This window comes from Sinorhizobium sp. 6-70 (genome assembly GCF_030124375.1).
GTDB lineage: Bacteria > Pseudomonadota > Alphaproteobacteria > Rhizobiales > Rhizobiaceae > Sinorhizobium.
Window position 1 is genome coordinate 53,749 of the sequence record NZ_JASKLS010000009.1, and the last position, 24,281, is coordinate 78,029.

Here is a 24,281-nt window from a genome sequence, read left to right on the forward strand (position 1 = left end):
CGATATATTGCGCAAGAAGCGGGGTTTCCCCGGCGAGAGGAGAAGCGGATGAACGATATTGTCCCATCCGAGGCGATCGACGAGAGAAAGGAGAAAGGAGCCCTTTACAGTTCGATGGAAACGTCAGAACTGGAGGCGCTGGCGGTCTCTGCGATCCGCGAACACCGCCGGCTTCTCGCCGCCGACGAAGTTGTCTATGAGGAGTGGACGCGCGCGACTGACGACGGGTCAGTCTCCACTGCCGTACTCAAGAGCCTGCAAGACCAGTACTTGGAACGCCAGAAGAAATCGGAAGCTCAGCAGGAACAGCTTTCGGAAATCATCGATGCGCTTGGCTATATCCCTGATGTCCCCTTGGGCGATGAGTGACGGTCAAACCAAACCGTGATCTTTAGCGATCGCGACAAGTTGCGGAACGGTTGCTGCATCAAGCTTTCGGCGCGCGTTGTCGAGATAGTGCTGCACCGTTCTTGGATTGATTCCCGTCACATCTGCGGTTTCTGGGACATTTTTGCCCTTTGCCGCCCACATGAGGCACATCGCCTCTCTTGGCGAGAGGAGGCGTTTCGGGGCTACAATCGTCGCCGCGGCTATGATCTTCAGGCGGTAGTGGATCGCCATGACGGCTTCTATTGCTTTTTGCCGGTCCTGAAATCTTGAGATGTCAGCCTGCTTCTCCGAGGATGCAAACGTCAGCATCACAGCGGAGCCGTAACTCCCATTGACGGGGATCGTCACGCCGCTGCGAATGCCGTGTGCGATCGCTTGCTCTCGAAAGCGCTTGAGCTCGGAGGTTCCACGCGCTGGCCAGTCGCAGGCTGTCCAGGAAATCGTTTCCATGCGACGCTTAGCCTCCGTAACGGCTGGGTCAATGCGGAAATATTGGCGTCCGAGGTAAATATCCTGCCATTTCTCGGGGTAGGAGTTGAATGTGCGGAGTTTAGCGCCTTCTGTTTGCAGATAAGCGAAGCGCTCAAAACCAAAAGAGGTCGCGAATCTTTTCAGACCGGTTTTGATAATACGTTCATCGTGCGCGGCTTCTGCCATGTCGATGATAGAGCCAAGATCTCCGTTCACTGACTTTTCTCCTGTATTTTCGCGCAGCTGCGAGCCTCCAGCTCTCGCAACTTGATGGCCATCCCATGGTGTGGTCGTCCAGCCAGTGCCCGCTTGAGACAATCGGCTCATGACTGGGAAAACACCGCACCTACCCTTTGGCAAATGAACGGCCATGGCCATGCTTCACCAAGCATGGCCATGGCCGTTGCACGGTAGCTGTACCCTCTCGTTTAACGGGTATTCAAGCCGCGTTCTTCTAAAAGAAGACTCTACAACGAAAGAATATACCAAGGTGTGACTGCGTCGTTGGCTTACAGATTGAATCAATACCGTCCGGCAGCATACGCAGGAACTGCTTAGCGCGACGGAACAGATTCGGGAAAAATGATATCTTGATCGACGAGAATGTTGAATTTGTAGCCTGGCCGAATGCGGATCGTCGGCTGGACGTTCAGGTTTTTCGAGATGGTCTGTTCTGCCACACGGCCGAAAGCCTCCGCGAAACTGCGCCTTGCCGCGTCCGACGCCGTATTCTGCGTCGCAAGCTTCGAGCTTTCCGGCATGGACACATCGATTCCGGTCCCGATCACGGCGATCAATGCGGCCGAACCGAATGTCCGCCAAAGATGGCGATCCACCCTGTCCTTGAGCCCGCCGTAGCCTTCAGCGTCGATGCCAGCCATGCCGCCGATCTGCAGTGTCGATCCATTCGGAAAGATGAGATCAGTCCAGATGACGAGAACCCGCTCTTGGCCGAATGAGATCTTCGAATCGTAGCGGCCCAAGAGCTTGGCGCCCTGCGGGATGAGCAGGCGATGCCCCGTGGCGCTGTCATAGACGTTTTGGCTGACCTGTGCGCTAAGGCGCCCTGGCAGGTCGGAATTGAGGCCGGTGATGAGGGTTACCGGAATGACTGAGCCCCGCTTCAGCTCATAGGACGACATTGGCGGTACGACCCGGTTCGGCAGATAGCCGAGGTCCTTGATGTCCTGGTTGAAGAAGTCCTCCTTCGAGGTCTGGGCGTTTGGATCGGCATTCTCTCCCATCAATCCTGACTTCATGGCAGCGGCGTAAAGATCGGATGCGCTGTTCGTGGCCATGCCTGTGTTCCGGCGAGCGGCGTCGTTGGTGTTTGCTGGAGCCTTCTCAGCATCGGAGATATCCACCTTCAGCGGCGAGTCGAGCGCGGTTGCGCGCGCCTGGAGCCGAGCCATTCGCTGGCGCTGCCGTTCACGGATATATTGCTCATCCTGCTCGCGTTTCAGACGCGCCTTCCATTCCTCCTCGGACTCCATCCGCGGCCGACGGTCTTGGCGCTCGACTGGCCGGCGCTCGACGACGACCTCTTCCTTCTCGACCTTCTGCTCGATGACAGGCGCCGGCTGAAACGCCTCGCGATAAACCGGCTCGCCGATGATGCCGTCGGTCACGCCGCGTTTGAGCTGGTCACCGAAGTTAGTCGCCGGCGTGCTCGAAGCGCTGTCGATATCGTTGCCACGGTTGAATGAAAGCCCTCGCCATGACAGACCGATCACGACCATCCCGCAGACCAGTACGATGAGGACGATCGCGAGCATGATCGGCAGGCGATTGAGGCGGCGCATGCCGTTCTGATCGTCGGCTGGGCTCGACGCGCCGAGCTGGAGCGATTGCACCATGGTCCCTCTTCCTAATCGCGCTGCATGATCGAAAGCGGGCTTGCCGGTGTGGCACCGGACCTAGTCAGCACATACGCTCGGGCGATTGCGATGAAAGGAGTTGTCAGCCGAGCGAGGATCTGCCCGTCGATGCCATCCATCGCGTAGGCAAGCTCCACCGGCTTGACGTCCTTTCCAGCCTTTCCGCCCGTAATGACCGTATAGCCCCAACCCTTCAGGGCAGCTTCGAGCGCGGTCGCAAACTCTGAATTGTCGTTTTCCATCTTGATCGTTGTCGTCCCGGCAGGGCCGATCTGCTCGGAAAGCCGGCTCGCCATGTCCCCAGCGATAGCGCTCGCGGCTGGTCCAGAAACAACGGGCGGCGTGGCGTCGGTCGTCAGTGCGTCACTGGCCGTCTGGCAGCCGGAAAGAAGCGTGGCACCGATGAAGACCACTAGCAGCGTGCGCATGGTCATCCTCCTCGCCGAATGGTCACTTTTTGCTGGCGCCAGCCGACGCCGGAAACGAGGATCGCCTTGTCGACCGCGTAGTCGACAATCATCATGTCGTCCTTCATCCGATAGTTGACGATGCGGTTCTGCCCGCCGGAGACGACGAAAAGGACCGGCGCATCCTGGCCGGAAATCAACTTCGGGAACTGGATGTAGGTTTTGACGCCATCCGAATAGACACGTTTTGGCCGCCATGGCGCACTGCCACTCATCGAATAAAAGAAGTTCAGCCTGTCGGGAGCTGTGCCGGGAATGCCGCCGATCTCCAGACGGGCGTTGATGTCAGCGAGCTTGGTCGAGGCATCCTCGGGATATTCGAAACCGATGCGGGCCATGTACTGGCTCGGATGAGACTTGAGCTGGATATGGTAGGTTCGCCGTGAGGTCGTGACGACCATTGAGGTGACAAGACCGGATTCGGAGGGTTTTACAATCAGGTGGATTGCCTGTCCGCCGGTGGCGCCAGACGTCGCGGGCTCCACCTTCCAGCGAACCGTGTCGCCCACGAGCACGTCGCGAACGATCTCGCCGCCTTGCAGTTCGATATCGCAGACCTGCAGCGGTGAGCAGACGACGGAGGGCTGGGTTTCCCCGAAGAGGAATATGACCTTTCCATCAGTGCCGGTGGTGACGAGGCCCGGCGTGCCCCGCCATTTGCGGGAAATGTTCGTTCCCTTCGCTTCATTCGTCGTCATGCTTTGCGCGTGAGCGATGCTCACAAAGACGAGTCCGGCGATGCAGGCGGCGGCCGCGATCAGTCCTGTTCTGTGCATGAAAAATCCCTTGCCCTTAAAGCTGTGCCGTCCAGTCGAAATCCCGGACATAAAGACCGATCGGATTGAGGCGGATCGTCGCCTCGTCCTGCGGCGCCGTCAGCGTGACTGTTGCGATACCCCGAAATCGGCGCGTGCCGGTTTCCTTGCCCTTGCGGTCGCGCTCGTATTCAGTCCAGTCGATCTGATAGGTCTGCTTGGAGAGTGCCACGATATTGTTGACCTCTATGGCTACCGTCGAGGTTTTCGCCTTCTCGAACGGCGAGTTGCCGCGGAACCAAGCGTTGATCTTCTCCGTGGACGGGTCAGACGTGCGCAGCAGCGCGTAGGTCCGGTCGATATACTGCTTTTGCACCACGGCATCCGGCGTGGTCGAGCGGAAGCTACTAACGAAGTTTCCAAGTGTGGCGCGCACCACGCGGGCGTCGGCATATTCGATCTGCTCCGGGAAACCGGCTGCCACCGACGTTCCGAGTTTGTCGACCTCGATGATGTAGGGCACGAGCTTGACCTGCGTGGTGAGGTACATGGCGTAACTGAAGCCAATTACGGCCATGGATAGGCCGAGAACCCCGACAAGACGCCAGGCTGCCGCGGCTTTGACGTAGGAGCCGTATCGCTCCGACCATTCCTGACGGGCGGCAAGATACGGATTCTCGGGCGCGCTGTTCGCTGCCATCGATCCATGCCTTTCTTTATGCTGTTAGTCGTTGCGTTCAGGAGATCGCTTTGGAGCACTGTGCCCGCTGCGGCCCTCGTCGAGCTTGGCGTTCGCGAGTCCGAGGAGCGAGCCGGCATAGGCGCCGGGAGAGCCGATGGCCTTCTCCTTCGCCGCGGATCCGGCGGCTTTGCCGGCTGAGCCGAGACCGGCGCCGACGCCAATGAAGGCAGATCCCATGACCGAGGCGCCGGCGGCTCGGGCGGCTTGCCCCGTCGCAAACCCCGCCCCAGCGGCACTCGCTGCGAGGAACCCGCCGCCAGCGGCAAAGGAGGCCGCTTGACCGCCATGGCGGACTGCTTCCATTCCTCCGGAGACCGACGCGCCTTGCACCACGCCCTGCATTATGTTCGGCACGTAGACCGCGATAATGAATACGGCGACGGCAATGCCGGCGATGGCAAGGGCGGTCTGAAACTGGTTGCCGATATCAGGTTGGTTCGCGAGTCCGATCAGGACCTCCGACCCGATCCGCGAGATCATGACAAGCGCCATGAGCTTCATACCGACCGAGAACGCGTAGACTAGGTAGCGGATGGCGAAGTCCTTGGTGTAGGACGAGCCGCCAAGCCCGAGCATGATCATCCCAGCAAGCAGTCCGATATACATCTCGACCATCACGCTCACGAAAATCGCTGCGACGAGCGAGAACGAGATGACCACGACCACCATGGCGAACGCAGCCGAGATCGCGAGCGCGTTGTCCTCGAAGAGGCCAAACTGGATCTTTTCCGACATTTTGGTTGCCACTGCGAGGCCCGCGTTGAAGACATCGGCAGGCGATGCTGTCCCACCTCCGGCGCTAATCTGGAAGAGGCTGTCGACGACTCCCTTGGCAAAGGTCGGGCCTTGCGCCAGTACGAAGGCAAAGAAGCCGACGAACATGATCCGCCTGACCAATTCTGCAAACCAGCTGTCGAGAGAAGCAGCCTGGAGCGCAAGCCAGACGCCGGCGATGCCGATCTCGATTGTAGCAAGAACCCAGAACAACGATTTTGCGGCATCCATGACGGTGGTTTCCCATCCCTTGGCAGCCATCGTGATCTGGTTCTGAAGCGAGGTCAGCACCGAGCCCTCCTGGGCAAGTGCGGGCTGCGCCGTGAATGCCGCGAAAGCAGTAATAATCAGTGCCATCCGGAGCGGAGGAAGTTCGTTTGGCCTCATAGGGTTCACCACTCGACTTTCATCCTTTCGCCACCGGACGTGGAAGGAGCCGTCGCGCTGAAGAACTTTTCCCGGCGCGCCTGCGCGAGGTCCTTGTCTGTCTGCTCGGTCTGAAGCCAGGTCCCCATCATGGTCATCTGCTGTGAAACGAGACCGCGCAATTTCTGCATCTGCGCGACTTGCTGTGCAGCGATTTCATGACCAACCTGAAGCGCCTTCATCTGGCCGTCGGCGGTCTCGGACATCGACCGCAGCGAGGACATCGTGCTTTCCTCGCTGTCGAATTGATCAGCCGTAAGACTTGCGGCCTTCAATGTGCCGGCGATCGTGTGGCGATTGGTGTCCGACCAGGTTTGGTACGTGGATGAGAAGCTCGCTGCGTTCGGCAGGTTGGTCTTGAGATTGGCATAGCTCTGGAAGCGTTGCTGTAAGACATCGTCGGCATTCCCCATCGAAAAGGAAATGCTTTGCCCCTCGTCAACGATGCTGCGAAGCCGATTGAGATCGCTTTCGACCTGCCCCCACATGTGAGATGGCAGAGTCGCCGTGTTCTGGAGCAGGTTTTGATACATGTTCAGCTGCGTCTCGATCTGCTGCGCAAGCTGGCTGATCTGCGTCAGTTGGTTCTGGATCTGCTCGCCGGATTGACCGACGAGTGACACCAGTTCGCCGTTATTGAGAACCTGCGTCCATTCGGTTGCCGCGCCGGTGGCGGTGCCAGCCTTCGACGGCGCCACTGTAGCGATCCCAATGGCGACGACCGTCAGGCCCGTAAGCCATCTATTCGAAATTGAGCAGCGATGCGGCATCATGAACTCCTCTCGTGTTCAGCCAGTGGATCGGCCAGTCGCGGCCATGTTCGGATTTAAGCGCCCGAATGCGCTTCAAGTCGTCCTTGCCGGAGGCCCCGACAAAGCTCAGCGCGACGGGACCGAGCGCCATGTCGAACAGGCGCCGGCCCTCTGGTGTAGCAACATAGTATTCGCGTTTCGGGATCGCACCCGCGACGATGTCGATCTGGCGCTCGTTAAAGCCGATGCGCTCATAGAATTCCCGCGTTCCCGGCTCTCGCGCAGCGCCATTTGGAAGGCAGATTTTCGTCGGGCAGGATTCCTTCAGCACATCGATGATCCCGGAGCGCTCCGCGTCCGAGATCGATTGTGTTGCGAGTACGACAGCGCAGTTCGCCTTGCGCAGCACTTTCAGCCATTCGCGGATCTTGGCCCGAAAAACGGGGTGACCTAGCATCAGCCAGGCTTCATCCAGCACAATCAGGCTTGGCGACCCGTCGAGGCGCCTTTCGATGCGGCGGAACAGATAGGTCAGCACAGGCACGAGATTGCGCTCACCCATGTTCATGAGGTGCTCGATCTCGAAGGTCTGCAAGGCTCCGAGCGAAAGGCCATCCTGCTCTGCGTCGAGCAACTCGCCCATCGGTCCGTCGACTGTGTAATGGTGCAGCGCGTCCTTGATCTCGCGCAACTGGACGCCAGACACGAAATCAGAGAGCGATCGGCCTGGAGCGTTTGCCATCAGCCCGAGCTGTCGGGAAATGGCGTTGCGATGATCGGGGGTGATGGTGACTCCTTGCAGCGCGACCAGCATCTCGATCCATTCCGTCGCCCAGGCCCGGTCAGCGTCATTTCCAAGTGCGGAGAGCGGGCAGAAAGCGAGCGCCCTCCTCTCCCCTTCATTGTCTGCGCCAATCTCGTAGTGGTCGCCGCCGCCAGCCAGCGTCAACGGCAGCAGCGAGTTGCCTTTGTCGAACGCGAAGATCTGGGCGTTTTCGTAACGCCGAAACTGCGCGGCGATCAGCGCCAAAAGAGTCGACTTGCCGGAGCCTGTCGGACCGAAAACGAGTGTATGTCCAACGTCGTCGACATGCAGGTTGAGGCGAAACGGCGTCGAGCCGCTCGCCACCTGCATGAGCGGCGGCGAATTCGGCGGAAAGAACGGGCACGGCGCGGACGGGTTCCCGCACCAGACGGCATTGAGAGGGATAAGGTCGGCAAGATTGCTGGTATTGATCAGCGGCTCGCGGATATTGCAGTACCAATTGCCCGGCAGGCTGCCGAGATACGCGTCGGTGGCGTTCAGCGTTTCGATCCGAGCGCCAAAGCCTTCCGCCTGGATCCGTCGGCGGATTGCCTCGGCCTTTTCCTGGAGCGCCTCGCGATCGTCGTCAAAGAGGACGATGACCGGAGTATAGTAGCCGTAGGCGACCAATTGCGACGAGGCCTGTGCAATTGCGTCCTCGGTCTCGGCCACCATGGTAATGGCGTCCTGGTCAACCGACCGGCTCTGCGTCTGGAACAACTGATCGAAGAACGGCCGGACCTTCTGTTGCCACTTCTTGCGTGTGCGCTCGATCTTATGGCGCGCATCTTCGGCATCGAGAAATATGAATCTCGAAGACCACCGATAGGTGAGCGGCATCAGGTCGAGGCTGTTGAGGATCCCAGGCCAGCTTTCGGCTGGCAAACCGTCGATGGCGACGACGCCGAGAGCGCGGTTCTCGATTTTCGGCGTCAGACCATGTTCGAGCTCGGCGGTCGCCATCCAATCGAGATACATGGGGACATCCGGAAGCCGGATCGGATGGTTGTCCCCGGTGATGCAGAAGCGAACGAACTGCAGCAGTTCATCGTACCTTGCAACTCGTGTCCCTTCCCTTTCGCTGACTTCGCGCGTTTTCATGCGACGGATCGAGAGCGAATTCGCCAAATACTGCTCGATCTCACGGACAGCGTTCTTGAACATGAAGAGCACCGTGTCCGCATAGGATTTCTTCCGGCTTTCCTCGTCCGAATAGATGTATTTGCTGAGCGCTGTCCTCTTGGACTCGAGCGGCCGGTAGGTGAGGATCAGCGCGTGCTTGCTCTCGAAATGCCCCTGCTCGCGTTCAAAATGCACGCGACGCTCGGCGTCGATCGCACGTGTGATCGGATCGGGGAAATGGCATCGATCCTCGCTGGGATAATCGATTGTCGGAATACGGATGGCCTCGACCTGAATCATCCAGCCGCTCCCAAACCGCGACAGGATCGCATTGATCTGCCGCGACAGCTCGTTGCGTTCGAGGGCGGTCGCACTTTCGGAGTCCGGGCCGGCAAAGTACCAGCCTGCCATGAGGCTTCCGTCCTTCAAGAGCAGCACCCCATTGTCGACAAGACCGGCGTAAGGGACGAGATCGGCGAAGGACGGGCCTGTGGCCCGAAAGCGTCGCAAAGCTACCACGACCGCCTCCTCAATACCGCCGCCAAGGTGAACTGGTCGCCTTGTAGTATGGCTTATAGGCAATGTGCCTGATATAGACCTGCCGCATCAGCGGGTCGGACTTCGCCATCATCCGAAGCAACCCGATGATAACGATCCAAATGGAGATACCGGAGAGCGCCGAATAGATCGTCAGGACGACGAAGATCAGGATGACGGCGGCAAAGCCGGTGAGCAGCATCAACTCCCGATCCGCCCCCATCAGAAGGTTTGGGCGGGACAAAGCGCGATGAATGCGATTGCACCGCAGGCCGGACAAGGACTCAGACATAGACCCCCTCCCCTTCTCCGTTGGAGCCGATTGAGTGTGTCTGCTCGTCCGTTAGGCCGATCGACGCGCCGGTCGCCCCGAACAGGGCGACGATTTGGGTCGCACCGAGCAGGATGCCGGCGACGAGGACGACATAGACGAGCCGTCGCGCAAAATCGTTGAGTTCTCCGCCGAAGATAAGCATGCCACCGGCAATCGCCATCGCCGCAAGCGCAATGGCGCCCGCCACTGGACCGGTGATCGATTGCTGAATTTGCTGCAGCGGCCCTTCCCAGGGCAGACCTCCACCTCCGGAGCTGGCGAGTGCGGGAGCAAACGACGCGAGCACCATGGGAGCGGCAAGGAGTGCGACAACTGTGACTTTGGCTCTACGCGACACGACGTGCCTCCTGCCCCTCGGTTAGTTGGTCGGACCAGATGTCGTATTGGCCGCCCGCGAACCCCTCGACCTGAATGACGTCGCGAACGCGTCGTCCGCGCGGCGTTCGTTCGATGGATACGATGAGGTCGACCGCTTCGCCGATGACCTCTTGCATCGGCTGCTGGCTTGCCTCTGCAGTTAGTTGCTCGAGGCGTCGGAGCGTCGACATGGCGGTGTTCGAGTGAATGGTCGCCACTCCTCCAGGATGGCCGGTATTCCACGCCTTGAGCAATGTCAGCGCAGCGCCGTCACGAACCTCGCCGACGACGATCCTGTCGGGACGAAGCCGCATCGTGCTCTTCAAGAGCCGCGCCATGTCCATAGTATCGCTGGTGCGCAGAACGACTGCATTGTCGGCCGCACATTGGATTTCCGCCGTATCTTCGAGGATGACCAGACGGTCTTCGGGCGCGGACCTGACGATCTCGCCGATCACTGCGTTCGCAAGCGTCGTTTTGCCCGAAGCAGTCCCGCCGGAAATTACAATGTTCAGGCGCGATGAGATTGCACTGCGGATCGTCGACGCCTGATACTCCGTCATAACTCCGGAGTACACATACTCGCCGAGCGGTATCAGCCGCGATGCGCGGCGGCGAATGGTGAATGCTGGTTTGCCAACGACAGGAGGCAAGAGGCCTTCAAACCGGTGGCCGCCGATCGGCAGCTCGCCGGAAATGATCGGCCGTGCTGTGTCGACCTCCGACTGCAACGCGTGGGCGACCGTTCCGATCACCATTTCTGCGGCTGCGCAAGACATTTCGCCGGCCGGCGCAACGCCATGACCGAGCCGTTCAATGAACAGTTTCCCGTCCGGATTGAGCATGATCTCGATGACATTCGCGTCGTCCAGCGCCACACAGAGCTGATCGCCGAGCGCCTCCTGAAGTTTGCGAACAAGTCTGGGGTGAGAGAGAAGCTGGCTCACGGATTTCTCCTTACGCTGCCTGGCCGAGAGGGGTGAGTTCAGAACGGTAATTGGAAGGACGCAGCTTCTGAAATATGCTTGCATCGGCGGGCAATATGCCCGCTACGGCCATCGTCACGCCTATCTTCCTGGGTTCTGCCAAGCGCTTCAGCGACCATCCAACGCGCGCAAGGATCCGTTCGAATCGTAGATCGGTTACCGTGACAATCTCCGTGTAGCCATTCGCCATGCACCATTCGGTGATGCCCGCGAACATGGTCAGGGTTGCCTCATGGATCGAGCCGGCCCCCCTTCCCTCCGCGAGGGTCGTGTCGACGCAAAAGCGGGAGCTCTCGATTAGGAAAGGGTGTGCGTTCAGTCCGTCGCCCGGGAGAAGCGAGGGAAAGACATCCGTCACCATCGTCGGGCCCAGGGCCGGCAGAAGCCTGGCGCATCCTGCCAACTGGCCGCTCTCCGAAACGGCGAGGATGTAGGTCGGTTGAAGACCATCAAAAGCGTCGCATTCCTGGCCGTCGCGAACGCTGACCTCCCAGCCTAGCCGATCTGAAAAGACTCGCGCACGGAGCCTGTGGTGCTGCGCGAGCAGTTGCTTTTCCCGAAAATCCGGGCGCGCAGAAATCGCTATCACCTGCATGCTTCTCTCCATCGTTAAAATTCGTCGCGGAGTTGAGCACGGATCAGAATCGCTGGGCAGTTGTAGAGTTCGACAAGTTTTGCTTGAGGTGAGTCGGCACCAACTTGCGCGAAGAACCTCCAGGTGCCGTTCCCAGTGCTAGGTTTGGTTTGTAGGATTCACAGGAGAACAATACGGGATCAGGAAGTTCGGATTGTCAGCCTAACCCTTAGAACGGGAAGACAAAAAGCCGAAAAACCCTCACTGGTTCGCTAGGAAACTTCGGCCCCGTTAACCTTTTGTTAACCCTAAACTTCTGGACGCGTTCGGGAGAATCGTGCTCTACCTTTGGCGGGCAAACGCGGGAAAACCGGCGGAAAGCCGCCAAGAGGAAAAGATGGCGATAGCAAACCGAGTGGAATCACTTGTTGGCTCGAAAGAAGATGCTGCCAGCAAGATCATGCGGCATGCGGGGGTTCTATCGGGGCAGTTGCAGCAGCTGAGAACTCGCATGTACCCGCCAAAGTCCGAAAAGAGTCTGCGTTCGTTTTCGACCAACGAAGTGTCGAAGCTGACGTCCATACCCGATTCCACCTTGAAGCTCATGTCCACTGAAGGACGTGGACCGGTTCCCAGCAGGCTAGAGAATAACCATCGCCTCTACACGCTTGCCCAGATCAACGAGCTGCGTGAATTGTTCGCAAAGCAGAAACCTGCAGACGCCTTGCGGTTCCTCCCTCGCCGTCGCGCTGGCGAGCACCTTCAGGTTATTGCAATAGCCAACTTCAAGGGCGGTAGCGCGAAGACTACGACATGCGTCCACCTATCCCACCACTTAGCCCTTCACGGCTATCGCGTCCTCGCTCTGGACTTGGACCCTCAAGCGTCATTGTCCGCTATGTTCGGTTCGCAGCCAGAGTTTGACGTCGGGTCTAATGAAACGATTTATGCCGCTTTGCGTTACGACGAGGCTGAACGGCGTCCGATCCGCGATATTATCCGCAAGACATACTTCGAGGGCATCGACCTAATTCCAGGCAACCTGGAAGTGATGGAATATGAGCACGAAACGCCACGTGTTTTGGCAAACAAGTCGAGCTCGGGCGCTATCTTCTTCGAGCGATTGAAACTGGCCCTTTCGGAAGTCGAGGCAGACTACGACGTAGTGATCCTAGACACCCCACCGTCGCTCGGCTTTTTGACGTTGAGCGCGATATACGCGGCGACCAGCATGATCATAACGGTGCATCCGGCCATGTTGGACGTTGCGTCGATGAGCCAGTTCCTTCTGATGATGGGCGATCTGATCAGCGTTCTGAATGAGAGCGGCGCTCAGCTAGACCAAGACTTCATTCGATATCTGGTCACACGGCACGACCCCAATGACGCGCCGCAATCGCAGGTCGTTGCAATGCTTCGTCATTTGTTCGGTTCTGATGTCCTATTACCGACCGCAATCGAGAGCACTGCCGTGGAGGCGGCGGGCCTCGCGAAGAGCTCAATATACGAGCTCGAAATTGGGCAGATCGGACGCGAGACGCATAAGCGCGCCCGGGAGGCGGTAGATGCCGTGAACGAGGCGATCGTCCGCCTTATCAACGACAGCTGGGGGCGGACATGAGCAAATCCTCTCGTAAGTCGATTGTCGCCAGCTTCGGATTGCTTTCCGCGCAATTGGAAAACAAGCTGGCGAGCGATCAGCAGCCAATGCCTCCGGCTCCGTCCCCGGGCAATCGGGTCGGGGCAGGTGTCATCGGAGCTACGCACAGGGCGATTGACGAGCTCCGATCAGAGCGGGATCAATTGAAGGCTCTCGTAGAGTCTGGCGGAGGTGCGGTTCGCGAGCTGGATCCGTCTCTCATCGACCCCTCCCCTTACCCGGACCGACTGCCGGACGACGACGAGACAAGCTTCGAGGCGTTCAAGCGTTCAATTGAGACCGACGGGCAAAAGGTCCCCGTCCAGGTCCGGAGACACCCCTCGTCGCCTGGTCGCCATCAGATCGTCTACGGTCACCGGCGCTGGCTTGCTGCCAAGCAACTCGGCAGACCCGTTCGGGCCATTGAGGTTGAGATTTCCGACATCGATCTTGTCCTTGCGCAAGGGATCGAGAATGCAAGCCGTCAAGATCTAACCTGGATCGAGCGCGCGCTGTTCGCGTCTCGGATGGATGATGCGGGTATCAAGCCACGCTATATCTACTCAGCGCTCTCCATCGAGGACGCTGAGCTGGCGCGTATGCGGAATGTCTACCGCATAGTCCCGGCGGATATCATTGAAGCCATTGGGCGGGCACCAAAGGTCGGCAGGCCGCGTTGGCTTGACCTAGCTAAGGCAGTTGCAAGCGACCCAGGCACTCTCGATTCTATTCGAGCCGCTTTGGACAGGAAAGGTAACCGTCACGAAACTTCCGACCAAAGATTTCAGCGTGTCCTGAATGTCGTGAAGCCAGCCGCCAAAAAGAGCGTCGAATCAACACCGATTTCCGACGGTAGCGGCACAACGCTCGGCGTCTTGGTGATGTCTCCGAAGGAGGTCCGAATCTCAGCCGAGGGCTCGCTCGGCATCGAGTTCTTGAAGTTTGTTGAGGCGGAGCTGCCAAACCTTGCTGAGCAGTTCGCCCGTCAGCGAGAACAGGAAAAACCCTGACAGTTGTCAGAGTTTCGAACTGATTGAGGAAAGGAATCGCTGCAAAAGAAAAAGGCCCCCAAACGTTGCCGTCGTGGAAGCCTCTCTCTGTGTGTGACAACTAGAGAATCGCATTTCCCCGAATCCCAGTCAAGAGTCTTTGGCACCGTTTTTTGGTGAGCGGATTTCTTTTGCCTCTTAGAAGGTGAAGGAAAATGCAAAGTGAATATGTGACGACGCCTTTTGGGCGGCGGCCGATAACGCTCGCCCTGGTGAAACGGCAGATTGACACGAAACAGATTAAGTCTGGCAAGTCGGCAGACAAGTGGAAAATCTTCCGCGACGTCTCCCAAGCGCGCGAACTGCTCGGCCTCCAAGATCGGAGCTTGGCGATTTTGGATGCTCTTTTGAGCTTCTATCCCGAAAATGAGCTACGTCAGGACGCCCAGCTTGTCGTGTTCCCGTCGAATGCCCAACTGGCACTTCGCGCTCACGGCATCGCCGGTGCCACCCTTCGCCGGCACCTGGCGTTGCTCGTAGAGGCTGGCTTGATCCTTCGCAGGGACAGCGCGAACGGCAAACGCTACGCGCGAAAGAGTAAGACCGGCGAGATCGAGAGCGCATTCGGTTTCGATCTCTCGCCATTACTGATGCGGGCCGAGGAGCTCGTTCAAATGGCGCAGCAGGTTGCTGCAGACCGGAATGCCCTCAGAAGGGCGAAGGAAAATCTTACAATATGCCGGCGCGACGTGCGGAAGCTCATCACAGCTGCGATCGAAGAAGGCGCCGACGGGGATTGGGCGAAAATTGAGGCTCTCTACGTCGACCTAGTCCGCCGGATCCCACGAACCCCAAGCATGTCTGATCTGGACCAACTGCTTGATGAAATCACATTGCTGCAGGACGAGATCCTCAACACATTGGATTTGCAGGAGAATGCGAAAATATTGAGCACCAATGACGCTCACAATGAGCGCCACATACAGAATTCACATACCGAATCCATTAGTGAACTTGAACCTAGCTCTCGAAATGAGCAGGAGGCGAAGTGGAGCCCGGTCAGGGAGATGACGAGCGAGCGGATAAAGACATTTCCTTTGGGAATGGTGTTAAAGGCTTGCCCTCAAATCGCCGATTATGCTCCAGGGGGCGCCGTTGCGAATTGGCGGGACCTGATGTCGGCGGCGATTGTCGTCCGGTCTGTGTTGAAAGTCAGCCCTTCAGCCTATGAAGACGCCTGCCACGTGATGGGACGGGAAAATGCGTCCGTGATCGTGGCCTGCATTCTCGAGCGAGCAGAGCACATAAACTCAGCAGGCGGATATCTGCGAGATCTCACATCGAAGGCGAAACGAGGCGAATTTTCACTGGGGCCGGTGCTCATGGCGCTGCTCAGAGCTAATGGGCAAGGTGGAAAAAAAGCTGGGTGATTGGGAATCGTACTGTGAAAACCCTGCCAGCTGTAAGGATTTCGGATTGTGCCTAGTCAACAAAGATGGAAAGGCTTGGCTTCGCTACAGCAGGGCGGAACGAGGATACGCGGTGATGATCACGGATGGCGATCATGTTGGCACGAGGACACGGACTTGAGCCTCTGTGAAGCAGCACTTGCGGCGTTGGCTATGGTACCGAGACGGATCCTACGGCAGATGGGGCGCAGCCTGGCGGGGAGACCGTCCTGGCGAGGGTAAGATGGACTCGCCCATCGTTTCTACCCATTATCCCTATAGCTTTTAACTGCATCGATGATCTAGGGGCCGGGTTTATGCACAGCGGGGTGTGCCATCGAAGTGTGGGAACGATCTTCTGAAAAATAGCAGCACCCAGTGGACGCAAGCGCCGCCAGTTTTCCCCGCTAATGCTTTTCATAGGATCGAGGCACCTAGGGCGCCGTTTGGATGAGGAGATGAAACCTGCATCGAAGCACGAGACCTTAGCACCGCGGAAGCGCATCCTGGTGAAGAACCTCGCCGGGCGGCTAAACAACATCGCGAAAAGACGTCCTGTTCGCGATAGCTCAACCGCAAACAACAAGTTCAGAGAGACGATCACCGATTTTCTAGCCCGATTCATCGTCTTTAAAGCAACAACCGAAGGGTTGATGCAGCTTTACACGACCGAGCAACACATAAGCCCCGAGAGCTCTTCCGCCCCTTGGTCACATCCTTACTAGGGATAGACCGAAGCCGGAAGCCTTCACCGAGACGCAAGCTGTAAGCCATTATTTTCTCGACGATCTCCAAGAGGCTTCGTCTACGGTGCTACGGCACCTACCCGCCCTGGTGGGGATGTATAGGTATGGCCTAGGCCCTCTATCAGAAGAGTTTGTCGGCACAGGCAGCAGAGAAGGGGCGGCCGAGGCGAAAACCCTGACAGCTGTCAGGGTTTTGTTCGTCCATCGCGAGAGATCACCGGTGCAGGAGGTAAAGGAAAAAGAGGTAAACGCGTTAGTTGTTTAGGCCAGCCTTAGAGAATACCGCGTGTGCCGTCGCTCGCCGGTGCGTCTCAGCACCCCCTTTTCCACTAAGTCATGCAGATCGCGTGTGGCCGTCGCGCGCGACGTGCGGGTGATCGAAATATAGTTCTCGGCACTCAGCCCGCCCTTGAATCCGGCAGGACCTTCCCGGAACATGCGCGCAATGGCTTTCTCTTGTCGTTCGTTAAATTTCCCGCGGAATCGATCGTAGAACTTTGCCTTGTTGAGGTGGAAGGCGACGCGGCGCAAGGTCGTCTGCTGCGCCGCTAGTATGGTCTCGGCAAAGTAGACAAGCCATTCGGTGATATCCAACATGCGCTGGTTTCGCTCGAGTTGGCTGTAGTAGGTCTTTCGAGCCTCCTCGATCGTGAAGGCGAGTGCGACTAGACTTGGTTGTCCGATGTTCTGTGCTAGTGACTTTTCGGCAAGCGCTCGGCCGATCCTGCCATTACCATCCTCGAAGGGATGGATACTCTCGAAATAGAGGTGACCAATGCCGGCGCGCGTCAAAGCGGGCAGAGGAGATTCATCGTGAGGTGCAGATTTGTTGAACCAGTCCACGTAGCTGGCCATCTCCTCAGGCACCCGCGTTGACGGTGGAGCTTCAAAATGGATGGTAGGCTTGTCGTGGCGGCCAGACACGATCTGCATGGCATCCTCGTGTGTCCGATATCCGCCAATCGTGCCAATATGACGACTTCCGGTCATCAACATTCCATGCCAGCGAAACAGCGTTTCATGGTCCAGGCGCTTGGACCAAGTACCATAGACATCGACCATCATTTCTGCGATGCCACGTTCCTGCGGCTTTACTGGACGGCTGTCCGCTTCCAGGCCGAACTGCCTTCGCAACGAGGATTGCACGCTCAAGCGATCGAGCATTTGTCCCTCGATCTCGGAAGTCTTTACTGCCTCCTCGCTTAGCACTTCGATGCGCAGTTGATCGCGTTCATCGTCACTGACATGCCGGATTGCGCCAACGACCTCGCCTGATGACAGAAGGAATTGCTGTTCGAGCGGCTCCAGCCGCACAGGGTCATATGTGAATTCAGGCCAGCCTTGCTGTGTCCAATTCCATTGCATGAGTTATAGAATTCCTTTCTATAACTCTATTTTGCCCGAAAAGTGAGTTATAGCAACTGCGCCTATAGCTCATACGGCCTATGCGGATCCCTTGGCGATCTGGCGCGTGCGTCGACGGCATCCAATCATCCCTGGATTTGTGGGGTCCCGCTCCAGAATTGCTGGGTAACTCAACCTCCCAGAAACTCTACCTCGACTTTGCCATTCCTATCGATCAATGCCGGCAAGAGGAATTCCAAGGAGAAGCGAACGTGGAAATCAGCGCCAGTGACCGCGAGCTCATCTCGGTGATGAGACAGTATTTTGCGGCGACAGCCGATCTGGAGACCTTGAAAGAACATTTGGAGGCGGCACGGCAGGCAGCCGGCGAGGCGATCGGCGTGTTCTACGATCCGCGCCAGAACGCCGGGCACGCCACCGACCTGCAGCGCACCCATCGCTTGCGGGCAGAGATGGTGTCGCTGATGCAGCGTGCTGAAACCTGGGGCAGGGCAGCATTGGCGGCTGACCGGCAAGATGGGTCGGAGGCGGAAGCGGAACCGGAAGAATAGTAGTCCTTTGAGAGGCGAACCGATGCACTCTTCGGCGTGCAGCCAACCCTTAGACGATCAGCCATGCCGCTTGTCCATTCTTGTGGCGCGCAATCCGGTCTCGACCTCCACCGGCATCCCGTGGGTCGGGTCCTCGGCGCGCTTGACCGGATCCCAAAGGTGATGCGCGACGACAGTAGCGCTTCCGGTGCCGGCCAGGGGAGGGGGGCGCCGGTGGCGAGGCGACACCAGGTCTCGAGGTAGCCGAGATCCGACGCGAGCGCCCGCAGCGTGTTCTCGCCCATGCCTTCCCTGGCGAGGTGTTTTAGTGTCGCGATGTCATCGGCGGTCAAGAGTTCGGCAAGCTGGTCGCGCCGGTCGAAAGGCAGGATCGCGTCGAGGGCGCTGCAGATCCTCAAAAGCCAGGCCTGGAAGTCTATGCCGTCGAACAGCGGCAAGAAAAAGCACCGTGTCATCGGTCGCCTGATGAACCGTGCCCTCAGCGGCGAATGAGGCCAAACCGGTGGGCTTCGTCCAGCAGATCTCGGACGGAGGAGGGTTGCCACTTCTTGCCGCCGCGCACAGGCCGTTCTCCCATCTGGTCCAGTTGAGCAGCGATGTCACGAAGCGATAGGTCGGGATCGGCAATGGCGATCGCCGCCACCAGCTTCATCAGATGGTCCTCGGGGGCACGGCGCGGGGACCGGGCCAAGAGTTGTTTTTCCGCGAGCTTTTCGCGGACCAAGCGATGAACGGCGCGACGAAGGCGTTCGACGGTCCAGTCGTGGCCGCGGCGATTGAGCACCCGCGCGACATTGTCCCAACTGTGCTGAGGCCGGAGTTGCCGCACCATCGGCAGCCACGTCTGCGCCGACGCAAGGAGCTCATCGAGATAGAGTTTCTCCCGCGCCTGCGAGACTGTCTTGATCGCCTCCGGTCGTCGTTCTCGCAGGCCCGGGTTCCCAGGAAGCTTGCCGCGCGCCTTCGCCGCCTTGATGCCGGCTTTGGTGCGCTCGGCGATCAGCGCCCGCTCTAGCTGCGCGACCGCGCCGAGGACCTGAAGGGAAAACATGCCCTGCGGGGTCGAGGTATCGATCGGATCGCGGATCGACCGGAAATGCACGCCGCGCTCCTCGAGGTCTTCGATCACGGACAAGAGATGGCTCACGGATCGGGCCAGTCGATCGAGACGCACGACAACGAGGACGTCGCCGGCGCTGAGCTCCCCGAGTAATCGCGTCAACACCGGTCGAGCCCGCGATGCCCCGGAACCGTGCTCCTGATAGATCCGATCGCAGCCGGCGGCACACAGCTCGTCCAGCTGGGCATCGTGGACCTGGTCATCCGTCGACACCCGGGCATAACCGATTAGCCGCTTGGGAGATTGTTGGACGTTAACTGTTTGTCGCTTCGCCATCACGCTTTTAACGGCCTTGTTTCAAGGTGCTTTGTACAGATAAGGAATGCGTGAGAAACTGTTCAGTTGCAAGCGTGTTTTACGCATTGAATAGCGGCCCGCCAGACTCGAAATTCTATTGCAGACGAGCAACGGAGCGTCCGCATGAAGAAACGCGCGTCAGCGGGCTTCTGTGGCGGAAATGGCGGAAAAACAGCGGTTTCGGAGATGGCTGCGAGAGCAGGGGGCCCGCTGAAAGCCGCCGGCGCTCAATTGCCGAAGCGAGGAGGAGCCCTGGACGCCGCCGACGGCCGTTGGCTGCATTGTTGGGGAGTCCGGTCATTCCGGGCGAAATCGCCCTAGAAGCCCGGAAAACCGGCCATTTCCGCTGATCCAGGACGACCGATATACGCCGATTTGCGACTCGAAATCGATCACTATCGATACTTGAAACCTATCGATAGTGATCGGGCGCAGAAAGCAGCGTCCGGCTGACGGAAGCAGAGCGCGATTTAACTTCCGAATGCGAGATTTCAGAAGCCAATTCATATGGTTAATTTTGTCTAAATGATGCCCAGTAGTTGCCGCAACCGGGGCGGGTCGGATGCCCTTGGACGAACTGCGCGGTCGCCCCTACGGGATCGTGTCGGTCGCCCGGGGGCTGGCAACATGGAACGCGGTCTCACAATGTTAAAGCGATCCGGGCTTCGGTTGCGCCAACGCCTGGGCCGGCGGCAGCGCTGTCGGAGTTCGAGGCGATGGTGATGATGGCGATTGCCTATTTTCAGCAGATCACCCGCGGAAACCTGTCGAAAATCTTCGGCGAGGAGGTCAGCCGTGACACAGTAGCCTCGCTCCGCGACGCCGGCTTCCTCGCATCGGGCCGTCGAGGCTCTGGAGGTTGCAGGACTTCTCAGCCGGCAAGGCGGACGGAGAAGCAGCTTTTCCGCACTGTGGCCAGAAACGCTCGGGATCGACCTCGACGCTAGGAACGGCCTCGAAGGCGGGAGATCATTCAACATTTCCTTCCAGTGGCGATTGAACCGCGGCGGCCTTCATCAAATTCGAGGGCCCACTTTCGTCCAAAGCAAGCTAGGTCGCGATCCCCTGCCTGCGTTTCGAGATATGCTTAAAAAACAGGATTAGATCAATAGAGGCGGAAACTTTAATCGGAGGGAGACCCACCTCAAGCGAAATTGTGATCGCGCTGGATTCGAGCAAAGACCGCCAGAGAATGGAAAGCCACGGCGGTTTGCCTGATTTTTTTGACTCGGCGAGCCGCTCTTCGAGTATCCCTTTGACGTCCTGCCGCGGCTCTTCGCTCTCGCCGATGATAATCAGTGTCTCGTCGATTTTGACGATCGTGGGAACCGCTGCGTCTTGAATGGCGGTGACGGCTTCCTTAATAACGTGGTCGCGTTGGGGATTTTTTGCGAGTTGCTTCAGTGCCGCCGCGACGAGTTCTTCTTCTTCCATGCGCCGCTTTTCGCGTTCATGGCGAAGGCGAACCGCTGCCCATTCGCTCTCGGAATACATTGAGGAAGGTTTGCCAGTCGGCGGAGGCGCGGGCTCCCCCCTCGCCACAGCTTTCTTTATGTCATGCCAATCAAGTTGGCTCACGTCATCGAATGGATGAAAAATGCCCTTCATGAGGTTTCTCCCATTTCCGTAGAGAAAGACATTATCATGGACATGGAAGGGCGCGGCGCACTTCCACTTGGGACCGGCAGAAAACCCCATATATGGACGAGGCGAACTCGTTTCGATGGCCACTATGCTGGAAACAGCATTCGGCGTCGCCCCGCGCGGTTCTATGGAAAAGCGCTGAGCGCTTTTTCAACGTCGCTGATAGGCGCTTCTTGCAAACAGATAATCGGGAAGGGAGCGAACGCTCTCAATTAGGCGTTGATCATTGACGGGTGCGTGATACGTCTGCGCGGCCTGATTGCGAGGCGATAGCTGCCGAGTATCGATAAGAATGGATTTCGAGTCCTGGAGCGGGTAACGTCGCGGCAAATCACGTTTCGCCGGCGCTGCCCTGGCCGGGCGCCGGCAACGTGGCTCCCGAAATTCCTCGCTCATCACTGGGAGCCGGTGATGACGCGCGTTGCCTATCACGATCTCGTTGACGAGGAGCCCGTGCGCGCTAACCCGGCTGACAAAAACTCTCCGCTTCTGCCTTGCCTGTCGATTCGGCTCGGCCGTACCAAGACAAACACCAGGGATGCGCATGTGCTGTTGATCGGTCGGCCAAGTCACTGCCTTGAAACGCGTCTGGCCAACCGCGGCATACATGCCCGAGGCCATGCAGCACTCGCTGCACAAGTCGGTGACCCAGGCCACCAGCTACTATAACGACGCCGAGCGCAAGCGGGCAGGGCGGCACGGTTGGTCATTTGAACCGACAAGTGAGAGCTTTCTTCACCTCGATTGCTCTTCAATCATGCTTAGAAGAACTGTACGATGATAATCGTTCAGGCCGTCGAGCCAGTCGATATCTGCGTGATCAGTTCATCTACAAACTTTCAGCCGAAGATGTCGAACAGGTCAAAAAGATCGCGGCCCTCGCAATCGTTGAAATACCCGCCTCGCTGAAATGCCTGGCCAATCGTGTCCCACAGTCAGCTCTTGGTCTTGGCTTCGTCCGCCAGCGGACGACTTCGAAAACCCAACGGTTTGAGCTGGCCCATCACGAACTGGGAAAGCTGATCACATCCTTCAACGACCCGGGCATCAAACTTCGGCTACGGGAGGTGATGTCCGCAGATCCGTTTCAAGCAACCTATATCGGGCAGAAGCTCATCGCGGCCGGCGAGAACGAGCTGGCGAAGGAATTGCTGCCGGACATTCTTGTTGAAGCACTTACGCTTTCTCAGGACTTCTCCATGGGGAACTCCGGCGCGGTCTTCGGAATATTTGTCCAATCCAACATCATCACGTATGCGGAGATAGAACGTATCCTTCTTCCCGACATAGCGACATTCTTTGAGACGAAATCGGACATCGTCACCGGGCTCAGCTCGTTCCTCGGCGTCGCCTCGGAGCACATGGAGAAGGTGTATTGCACGACGCTGGAGAAGCTCGCTGAAGGCCTTGCTAACCGTTCTGAGGAGAGCGTCGATCTCCGCCAAAGCTGACATCCTGAAGATTATGATGCGGCTCGTGTCTGAGGGAAAAATGCGGGCAATATTGCGCAGACTGAGACCCGACACTCTCGCCAAGTTCATGTTTACGATCTGGGATCGGCATGAGGATCTTGTTCCATTCATCTCGACCGCAGATCTTGAAGAGATCACAAGTCGCCGTTTCAGGGCGCGAGCCGCGGAATTTGTTGAAGAGAGAATAGCGTCTATCTACGTCGCAGGAGTTTATTCTCTGGTCGGGCTGGAGATACCGCGGGATGACTGGAGCAGGGTGGAGATCCCAAGCGGGGATTTCAGGGGGAACCGAAACAATCCTGTGTTCTGGATAGGTCTCAAGGCGTTGGAAGCACATGGGATGATCTGTCTTGCTCACCAGGAAGACCTCCCCGCGCCTGTCGAGGCAACGATCACCAATTCGGCGAGGACTACTCGAATAATGGCTGATTTGAAGAATTGGGCGAAGAGCGTCAAACCAGATGTTCCCATTACGGCTTGACGGAATCTCGCTCTAAAAGCTGCGTCTCCTTCGCGCACGAGATGCAACGCAAGACCAAATCCGGATGGAGATGCCAGATCTCATGGTCGACCTGCTCGATGAATTGCGCGATGACCAGCACACATAGCTCCGGTACCACTGTTTGCAGAGGCAATCCGTCACTACGGAACCACAACGCGAATTTTGGAAAGCGTAAATGAAAAAGCTTGTTAAGCTGCTCTGCAGGGACAAACTAGAGGTATGCCTCATCTCCTTCGATCTCAGCCTTAACGGATGCGACACGTTCGATACTTAACGACGCTTCCTTTTCATTAACGGCTAGCCTGACAGGCACGCCCTGAACGTGCCGCTGATCGATGAAGTTGAAGTTTGTCGAAAGACGGCCAGCAATTCGTCCTAAATTGATAGCGATGTTCGCTGGCATTTGGTCGGGTAACAAGAGCGAGAAAGTCGTTCGGGGGTCCGAGCGTTTGATTTTTCTGAGAATGGGGATCGTGCGTTCAATTTCTCGCAGTGTGTCATCATTCCAAAGATGCTCCTCCCCGAACCGAACATTCACTGTTTCCGCATCCGACTTGCTTTGCGCAAGAGCTTCATTCGCCCAGATCCAATATGTGGTGTCCGTTGGTACGCAGTAACGTACAATCATGGCCGGTACTTCGAACGACGTTAGATAGCGCAGACGATCGACCTTGATCTGAACGGATTGGGCGCTCGCCTTCACGTCGGTTGCCTTGGACTGAACATAGAAGACATCTCCCGTGCCGCTGTCACTCTCACCTAATCGCTCCGCTTCCCAATCTACGCCATAATCCTTGTCTTTTGACCGGAGTATCCACGTCGGTTGAACTGCAAGGGTGAACTTCGCTTGAGCGAGATCTTCAATAATGTGGCTTCTGGGACGATTTGGCATGGAAGGTATTCGATCGACAGCGTTTCTGAATGATTGTTGGCGGGGACAGTTAGGTGAGGTCGCCCTCGCCAGGAAAGTCCTGGCAGAGCCCAAGACCTAGCTTTCCCGCGATTGGCGGGTCAACTGCCTCGATCGCTATCGCGGTTCCAATACGCGCGCTTCCCACGACCACCCCCATTCTGTCGCAAGGTGCAGACAAGCTTGATCGCGGCCCTTTTATTGATGCAGACGTTTTACCTCGGAGTTT

The 24,281-nt window shown here is 57.9% G+C and carries 24 protein-coding genes and 3 pseudogenes; 10 read left to right on the forward strand and 17 right to left on the reverse strand.

Annotated features, from left to right (window positions below; all coding sequences use genetic code 11):
• Positions 1-48 precede the first annotated feature (48 nt).
• Positions 49-369 carry a transcriptional repressor TraM gene (locus tag QN222_RS18105; protein ID WP_283963103.1) on the forward strand — a complete coding sequence of 107 codons (321 nt, stop codon included), beginning with the start codon at positions 49-51 and terminating at the stop codon, positions 367-369.
• 3 nt (positions 370-372) lie between these two features.
• Here QN222_RS18105 and QN222_RS18110 read toward each other — a convergent pair whose 3' ends face one another.
• The 12 genes from QN222_RS18110 to QN222_RS18165 all read right to left on the reverse strand — a co-directional run bounded on the left by QN222_RS18110 (position 373) and on the right by QN222_RS18165 (position 11,390).
• On the reverse strand, positions 373-1,077 hold the full coding sequence (locus QN222_RS18110; protein WP_283963104.1) for an autoinducer binding domain-containing protein: 705 nt from the start codon (positions 1,075-1,077) through the stop codon (positions 373-375).
• A 338-nt stretch (positions 1,078-1,415) separates the two neighbouring features.
• Positions 1,416-2,717 (reverse strand): IncP-type conjugal transfer protein TrbI, encoded by a 1,302-nt coding sequence (gene trbI, locus QN222_RS18115; protein ID WP_283963105.1) that lies wholly within the window; start codon positions 2,715-2,717, stop codon positions 1,416-1,418.
• Between the two features lie 11 nt (positions 2,718-2,728).
• Positions 2,729-3,166 (reverse strand): conjugal transfer protein TrbH, encoded by a 438-nt coding sequence (trbH, locus tag QN222_RS18120; RefSeq protein WP_283963106.1) that lies wholly within the window; start codon positions 3,164-3,166, stop codon positions 2,729-2,731.
• Between the two features lie 2 nt (positions 3,167-3,168).
• On the reverse strand, positions 3,169-3,981 hold the full coding sequence (trbG, locus tag QN222_RS18125; RefSeq protein ID WP_283963107.1) for a P-type conjugative transfer protein TrbG: 813 nt from the start codon (positions 3,979-3,981) through the stop codon (positions 3,169-3,171).
• Between the two features lie 16 nt (positions 3,982-3,997).
• Positions 3,998-4,660: a conjugal transfer protein TrbF gene (locus QN222_RS18130; protein WP_283963108.1), complete on the reverse strand. Its 663-nt coding sequence runs from the start codon at positions 4,658-4,660 to the stop codon at positions 3,998-4,000.
• 24 nt (positions 4,661-4,684) lie between these two features.
• A complete protein-coding gene (trbL, locus tag QN222_RS18135; RefSeq protein ID WP_283963109.1) occupies positions 4,685-5,833 on the reverse strand; it encodes a P-type conjugative transfer protein TrbL in 1,149 nt (382 codons plus the stop codon).
• 35 nt (positions 5,834-5,868) lie between these two features.
• Positions 5,869-6,672 (reverse strand): P-type conjugative transfer protein TrbJ, encoded by an 804-nt coding sequence (gene trbJ / locus QN222_RS18140; RefSeq protein ID WP_283963110.1) that lies wholly within the window; start codon positions 6,670-6,672, stop codon positions 5,869-5,871.
• On the reverse strand, positions 6,644-9,100 hold the full coding sequence (locus QN222_RS18145; protein ID WP_283963111.1) for a conjugal transfer protein TrbE: 2,457 nt from the start codon (positions 9,098-9,100) through the stop codon (positions 6,644-6,646). Before QN222_RS18145 ends, trbJ begins: the two co-directional genes overlap by 29 nt.
• A 10-nt stretch (positions 9,101-9,110) precedes the next feature.
• Positions 9,111-9,410 carry a conjugal transfer protein TrbD gene (locus QN222_RS18150; protein WP_283963112.1) on the reverse strand — a complete coding sequence of 100 codons (300 nt, stop codon included), beginning with the start codon at positions 9,408-9,410 and terminating at the stop codon, positions 9,111-9,113.
• Positions 9,403-9,789, reverse strand: a complete 387-nt coding sequence (locus QN222_RS18155) for a TrbC/VirB2 family protein (protein ID WP_283963113.1) — start codon at positions 9,787-9,789, stop codon at positions 9,403-9,405. The genes QN222_RS18150 and QN222_RS18155 overlap by 8 nt, the downstream gene beginning before the upstream one ends.
• On the reverse strand, positions 9,779-10,756 hold the full coding sequence (gene trbB / locus QN222_RS18160; protein WP_284005521.1) for a P-type conjugative transfer ATPase TrbB: 978 nt from the start codon (positions 10,754-10,756) through the stop codon (positions 9,779-9,781). Before trbB ends, QN222_RS18155 begins: the two co-directional genes overlap by 11 nt.
• A gap of 10 nt (positions 10,757-10,766) precedes the next feature.
• Positions 10,767-11,390, reverse strand: a complete 624-nt coding sequence (locus QN222_RS18165) for an acyl-homoserine-lactone synthase (RefSeq protein WP_283963115.1) — start codon at positions 11,388-11,390, stop codon at positions 10,767-10,769.
• Positions 11,391-11,766: 376 nt separating this feature from the next.
• On the opposite strand from QN222_RS18165, the gene repA reads away from it, so the two are divergent.
• The 4 genes from repA (at position 11,767) to QN222_RS18185 (ending at position 16,170) form a co-directional block, all read left to right on the forward strand.
• Positions 11,767-12,990 (forward strand): plasmid partitioning protein RepA, encoded by a 1,224-nt coding sequence (gene repA / locus QN222_RS18170; protein WP_283963116.1) that lies wholly within the window; start codon positions 11,767-11,769, stop codon positions 12,988-12,990.
• Complete coding sequence (gene repB, locus QN222_RS18175) at positions 12,987-14,018, forward strand: plasmid partitioning protein RepB (protein WP_283963117.1); 1,032 nt, start codon at positions 12,987-12,989, stop codon at positions 14,016-14,018. The genes repA and repB overlap by 4 nt, the downstream gene beginning before the upstream one ends.
• A gap of 194 nt (positions 14,019-14,212) precedes the next feature.
• Positions 14,213-15,427 carry a plasmid replication protein RepC gene (gene repC, locus QN222_RS18180; RefSeq protein WP_283963118.1) on the forward strand — a complete coding sequence of 405 codons (1,215 nt, stop codon included), beginning with the start codon at positions 14,213-14,215 and terminating at the stop codon, positions 15,425-15,427.
• A 476-nt stretch (positions 15,428-15,903) separates the two neighbouring features.
• Entirely contained in the window at positions 15,904-16,170 is a 267-nt protein-coding gene (locus QN222_RS18185) for a hypothetical protein (RefSeq protein ID WP_283963119.1), read from the forward strand.
• A 282-nt stretch (positions 16,171-16,452) separates the two neighbouring features.
• Here the strand turns inward: QN222_RS18185 and QN222_RS18190 are convergent, their stop codons facing one another.
• The gene (locus QN222_RS18190; protein ID WP_283963120.1) at positions 16,453-17,556 is read right to left on the reverse strand and encodes a Fic family protein; all 1,104 of its coding nucleotides are present in this window, start codon (positions 17,554-17,556) and stop codon (positions 16,453-16,455) included.
• A gap of 251 nt (positions 17,557-17,807) precedes the next feature.
• Between QN222_RS18190 and QN222_RS18195 the strand changes: the two genes are divergently transcribed.
• On the forward strand, positions 17,808-18,107 hold the full coding sequence (locus QN222_RS18195) for a hypothetical protein (RefSeq protein ID WP_283963121.1): 300 nt from the start codon (positions 17,808-17,810) through the stop codon (positions 18,105-18,107).
• 75 nt (positions 18,108-18,182) lie between these two features.
• On the opposite strand, the pseudogene QN222_RS18200 reads toward QN222_RS18195, so the two are convergent.
• Both QN222_RS18200 and QN222_RS18205 read right to left on the reverse strand, forming a co-directional pair.
• Positions 18,183-18,538: pseudogene (locus tag QN222_RS18200) on the reverse strand (integrase); the annotation flags it as partial.
• 47 nt (positions 18,539-18,585) lie between these two features.
• Positions 18,586-19,503 carry a recombinase family protein gene (locus QN222_RS18205; protein ID WP_283963122.1) on the reverse strand — a complete coding sequence of 306 codons (918 nt, stop codon included), beginning with the start codon at positions 19,501-19,503 and terminating at the stop codon, positions 18,586-18,588.
• Positions 19,504-20,095: 592 nt separating this feature from the next.
• Between QN222_RS18205 and QN222_RS18210 the strand changes: the two are divergent.
• Positions 20,096-20,372 (forward strand): annotated as a pseudogene (locus QN222_RS18210) (SMC-Scp complex subunit ScpB); the annotation flags it as partial.
• 202 nt (positions 20,373-20,574) lie between these two features.
• Here QN222_RS18210 and QN222_RS18215 read toward each other — a convergent pair.
• Complete coding sequence (locus QN222_RS18215; RefSeq protein WP_283963123.1) at positions 20,575-21,132, reverse strand: hypothetical protein; 558 nt, start codon at positions 21,130-21,132, stop codon at positions 20,575-20,577.
• Between the two features lie 468 nt (positions 21,133-21,600).
• Between QN222_RS18215 and QN222_RS18220 the strand changes: the two are divergent.
• The 3 genes and pseudogenes from QN222_RS18220 to QN222_RS18230 form a co-directional block, all read left to right on the forward strand.
• Positions 21,601-21,882 (forward strand): annotated as a pseudogene (locus tag QN222_RS18220) (integrase); the annotation flags it as partial.
• Positions 21,883-21,890: 8 nt separating this feature from the next.
• Positions 21,891-22,619, forward strand: coding sequence for a hypothetical protein (locus tag QN222_RS18225; protein ID WP_283963124.1), 729 nt, complete (start codon positions 21,891-21,893; stop codon positions 22,617-22,619).
• Positions 22,620-22,635: 16 nt separating this feature from the next.
• Entirely contained in the window at positions 22,636-23,121 is a 486-nt protein-coding gene (locus QN222_RS18230; RefSeq protein ID WP_283963125.1) for a hypothetical protein, read from the forward strand.
• A 232-nt stretch (positions 23,122-23,353) separates the two neighbouring features.
• On the opposite strand, the gene QN222_RS18235 is transcribed toward QN222_RS18230, so the two are convergent.
• A complete protein-coding gene (locus QN222_RS18235) occupies positions 23,354-24,034 on the reverse strand; it encodes a DUF4365 domain-containing protein (protein WP_283963126.1) in 681 nt (226 codons plus the stop codon).
• Positions 24,035-24,281: the final 247 nt, after the last annotated feature.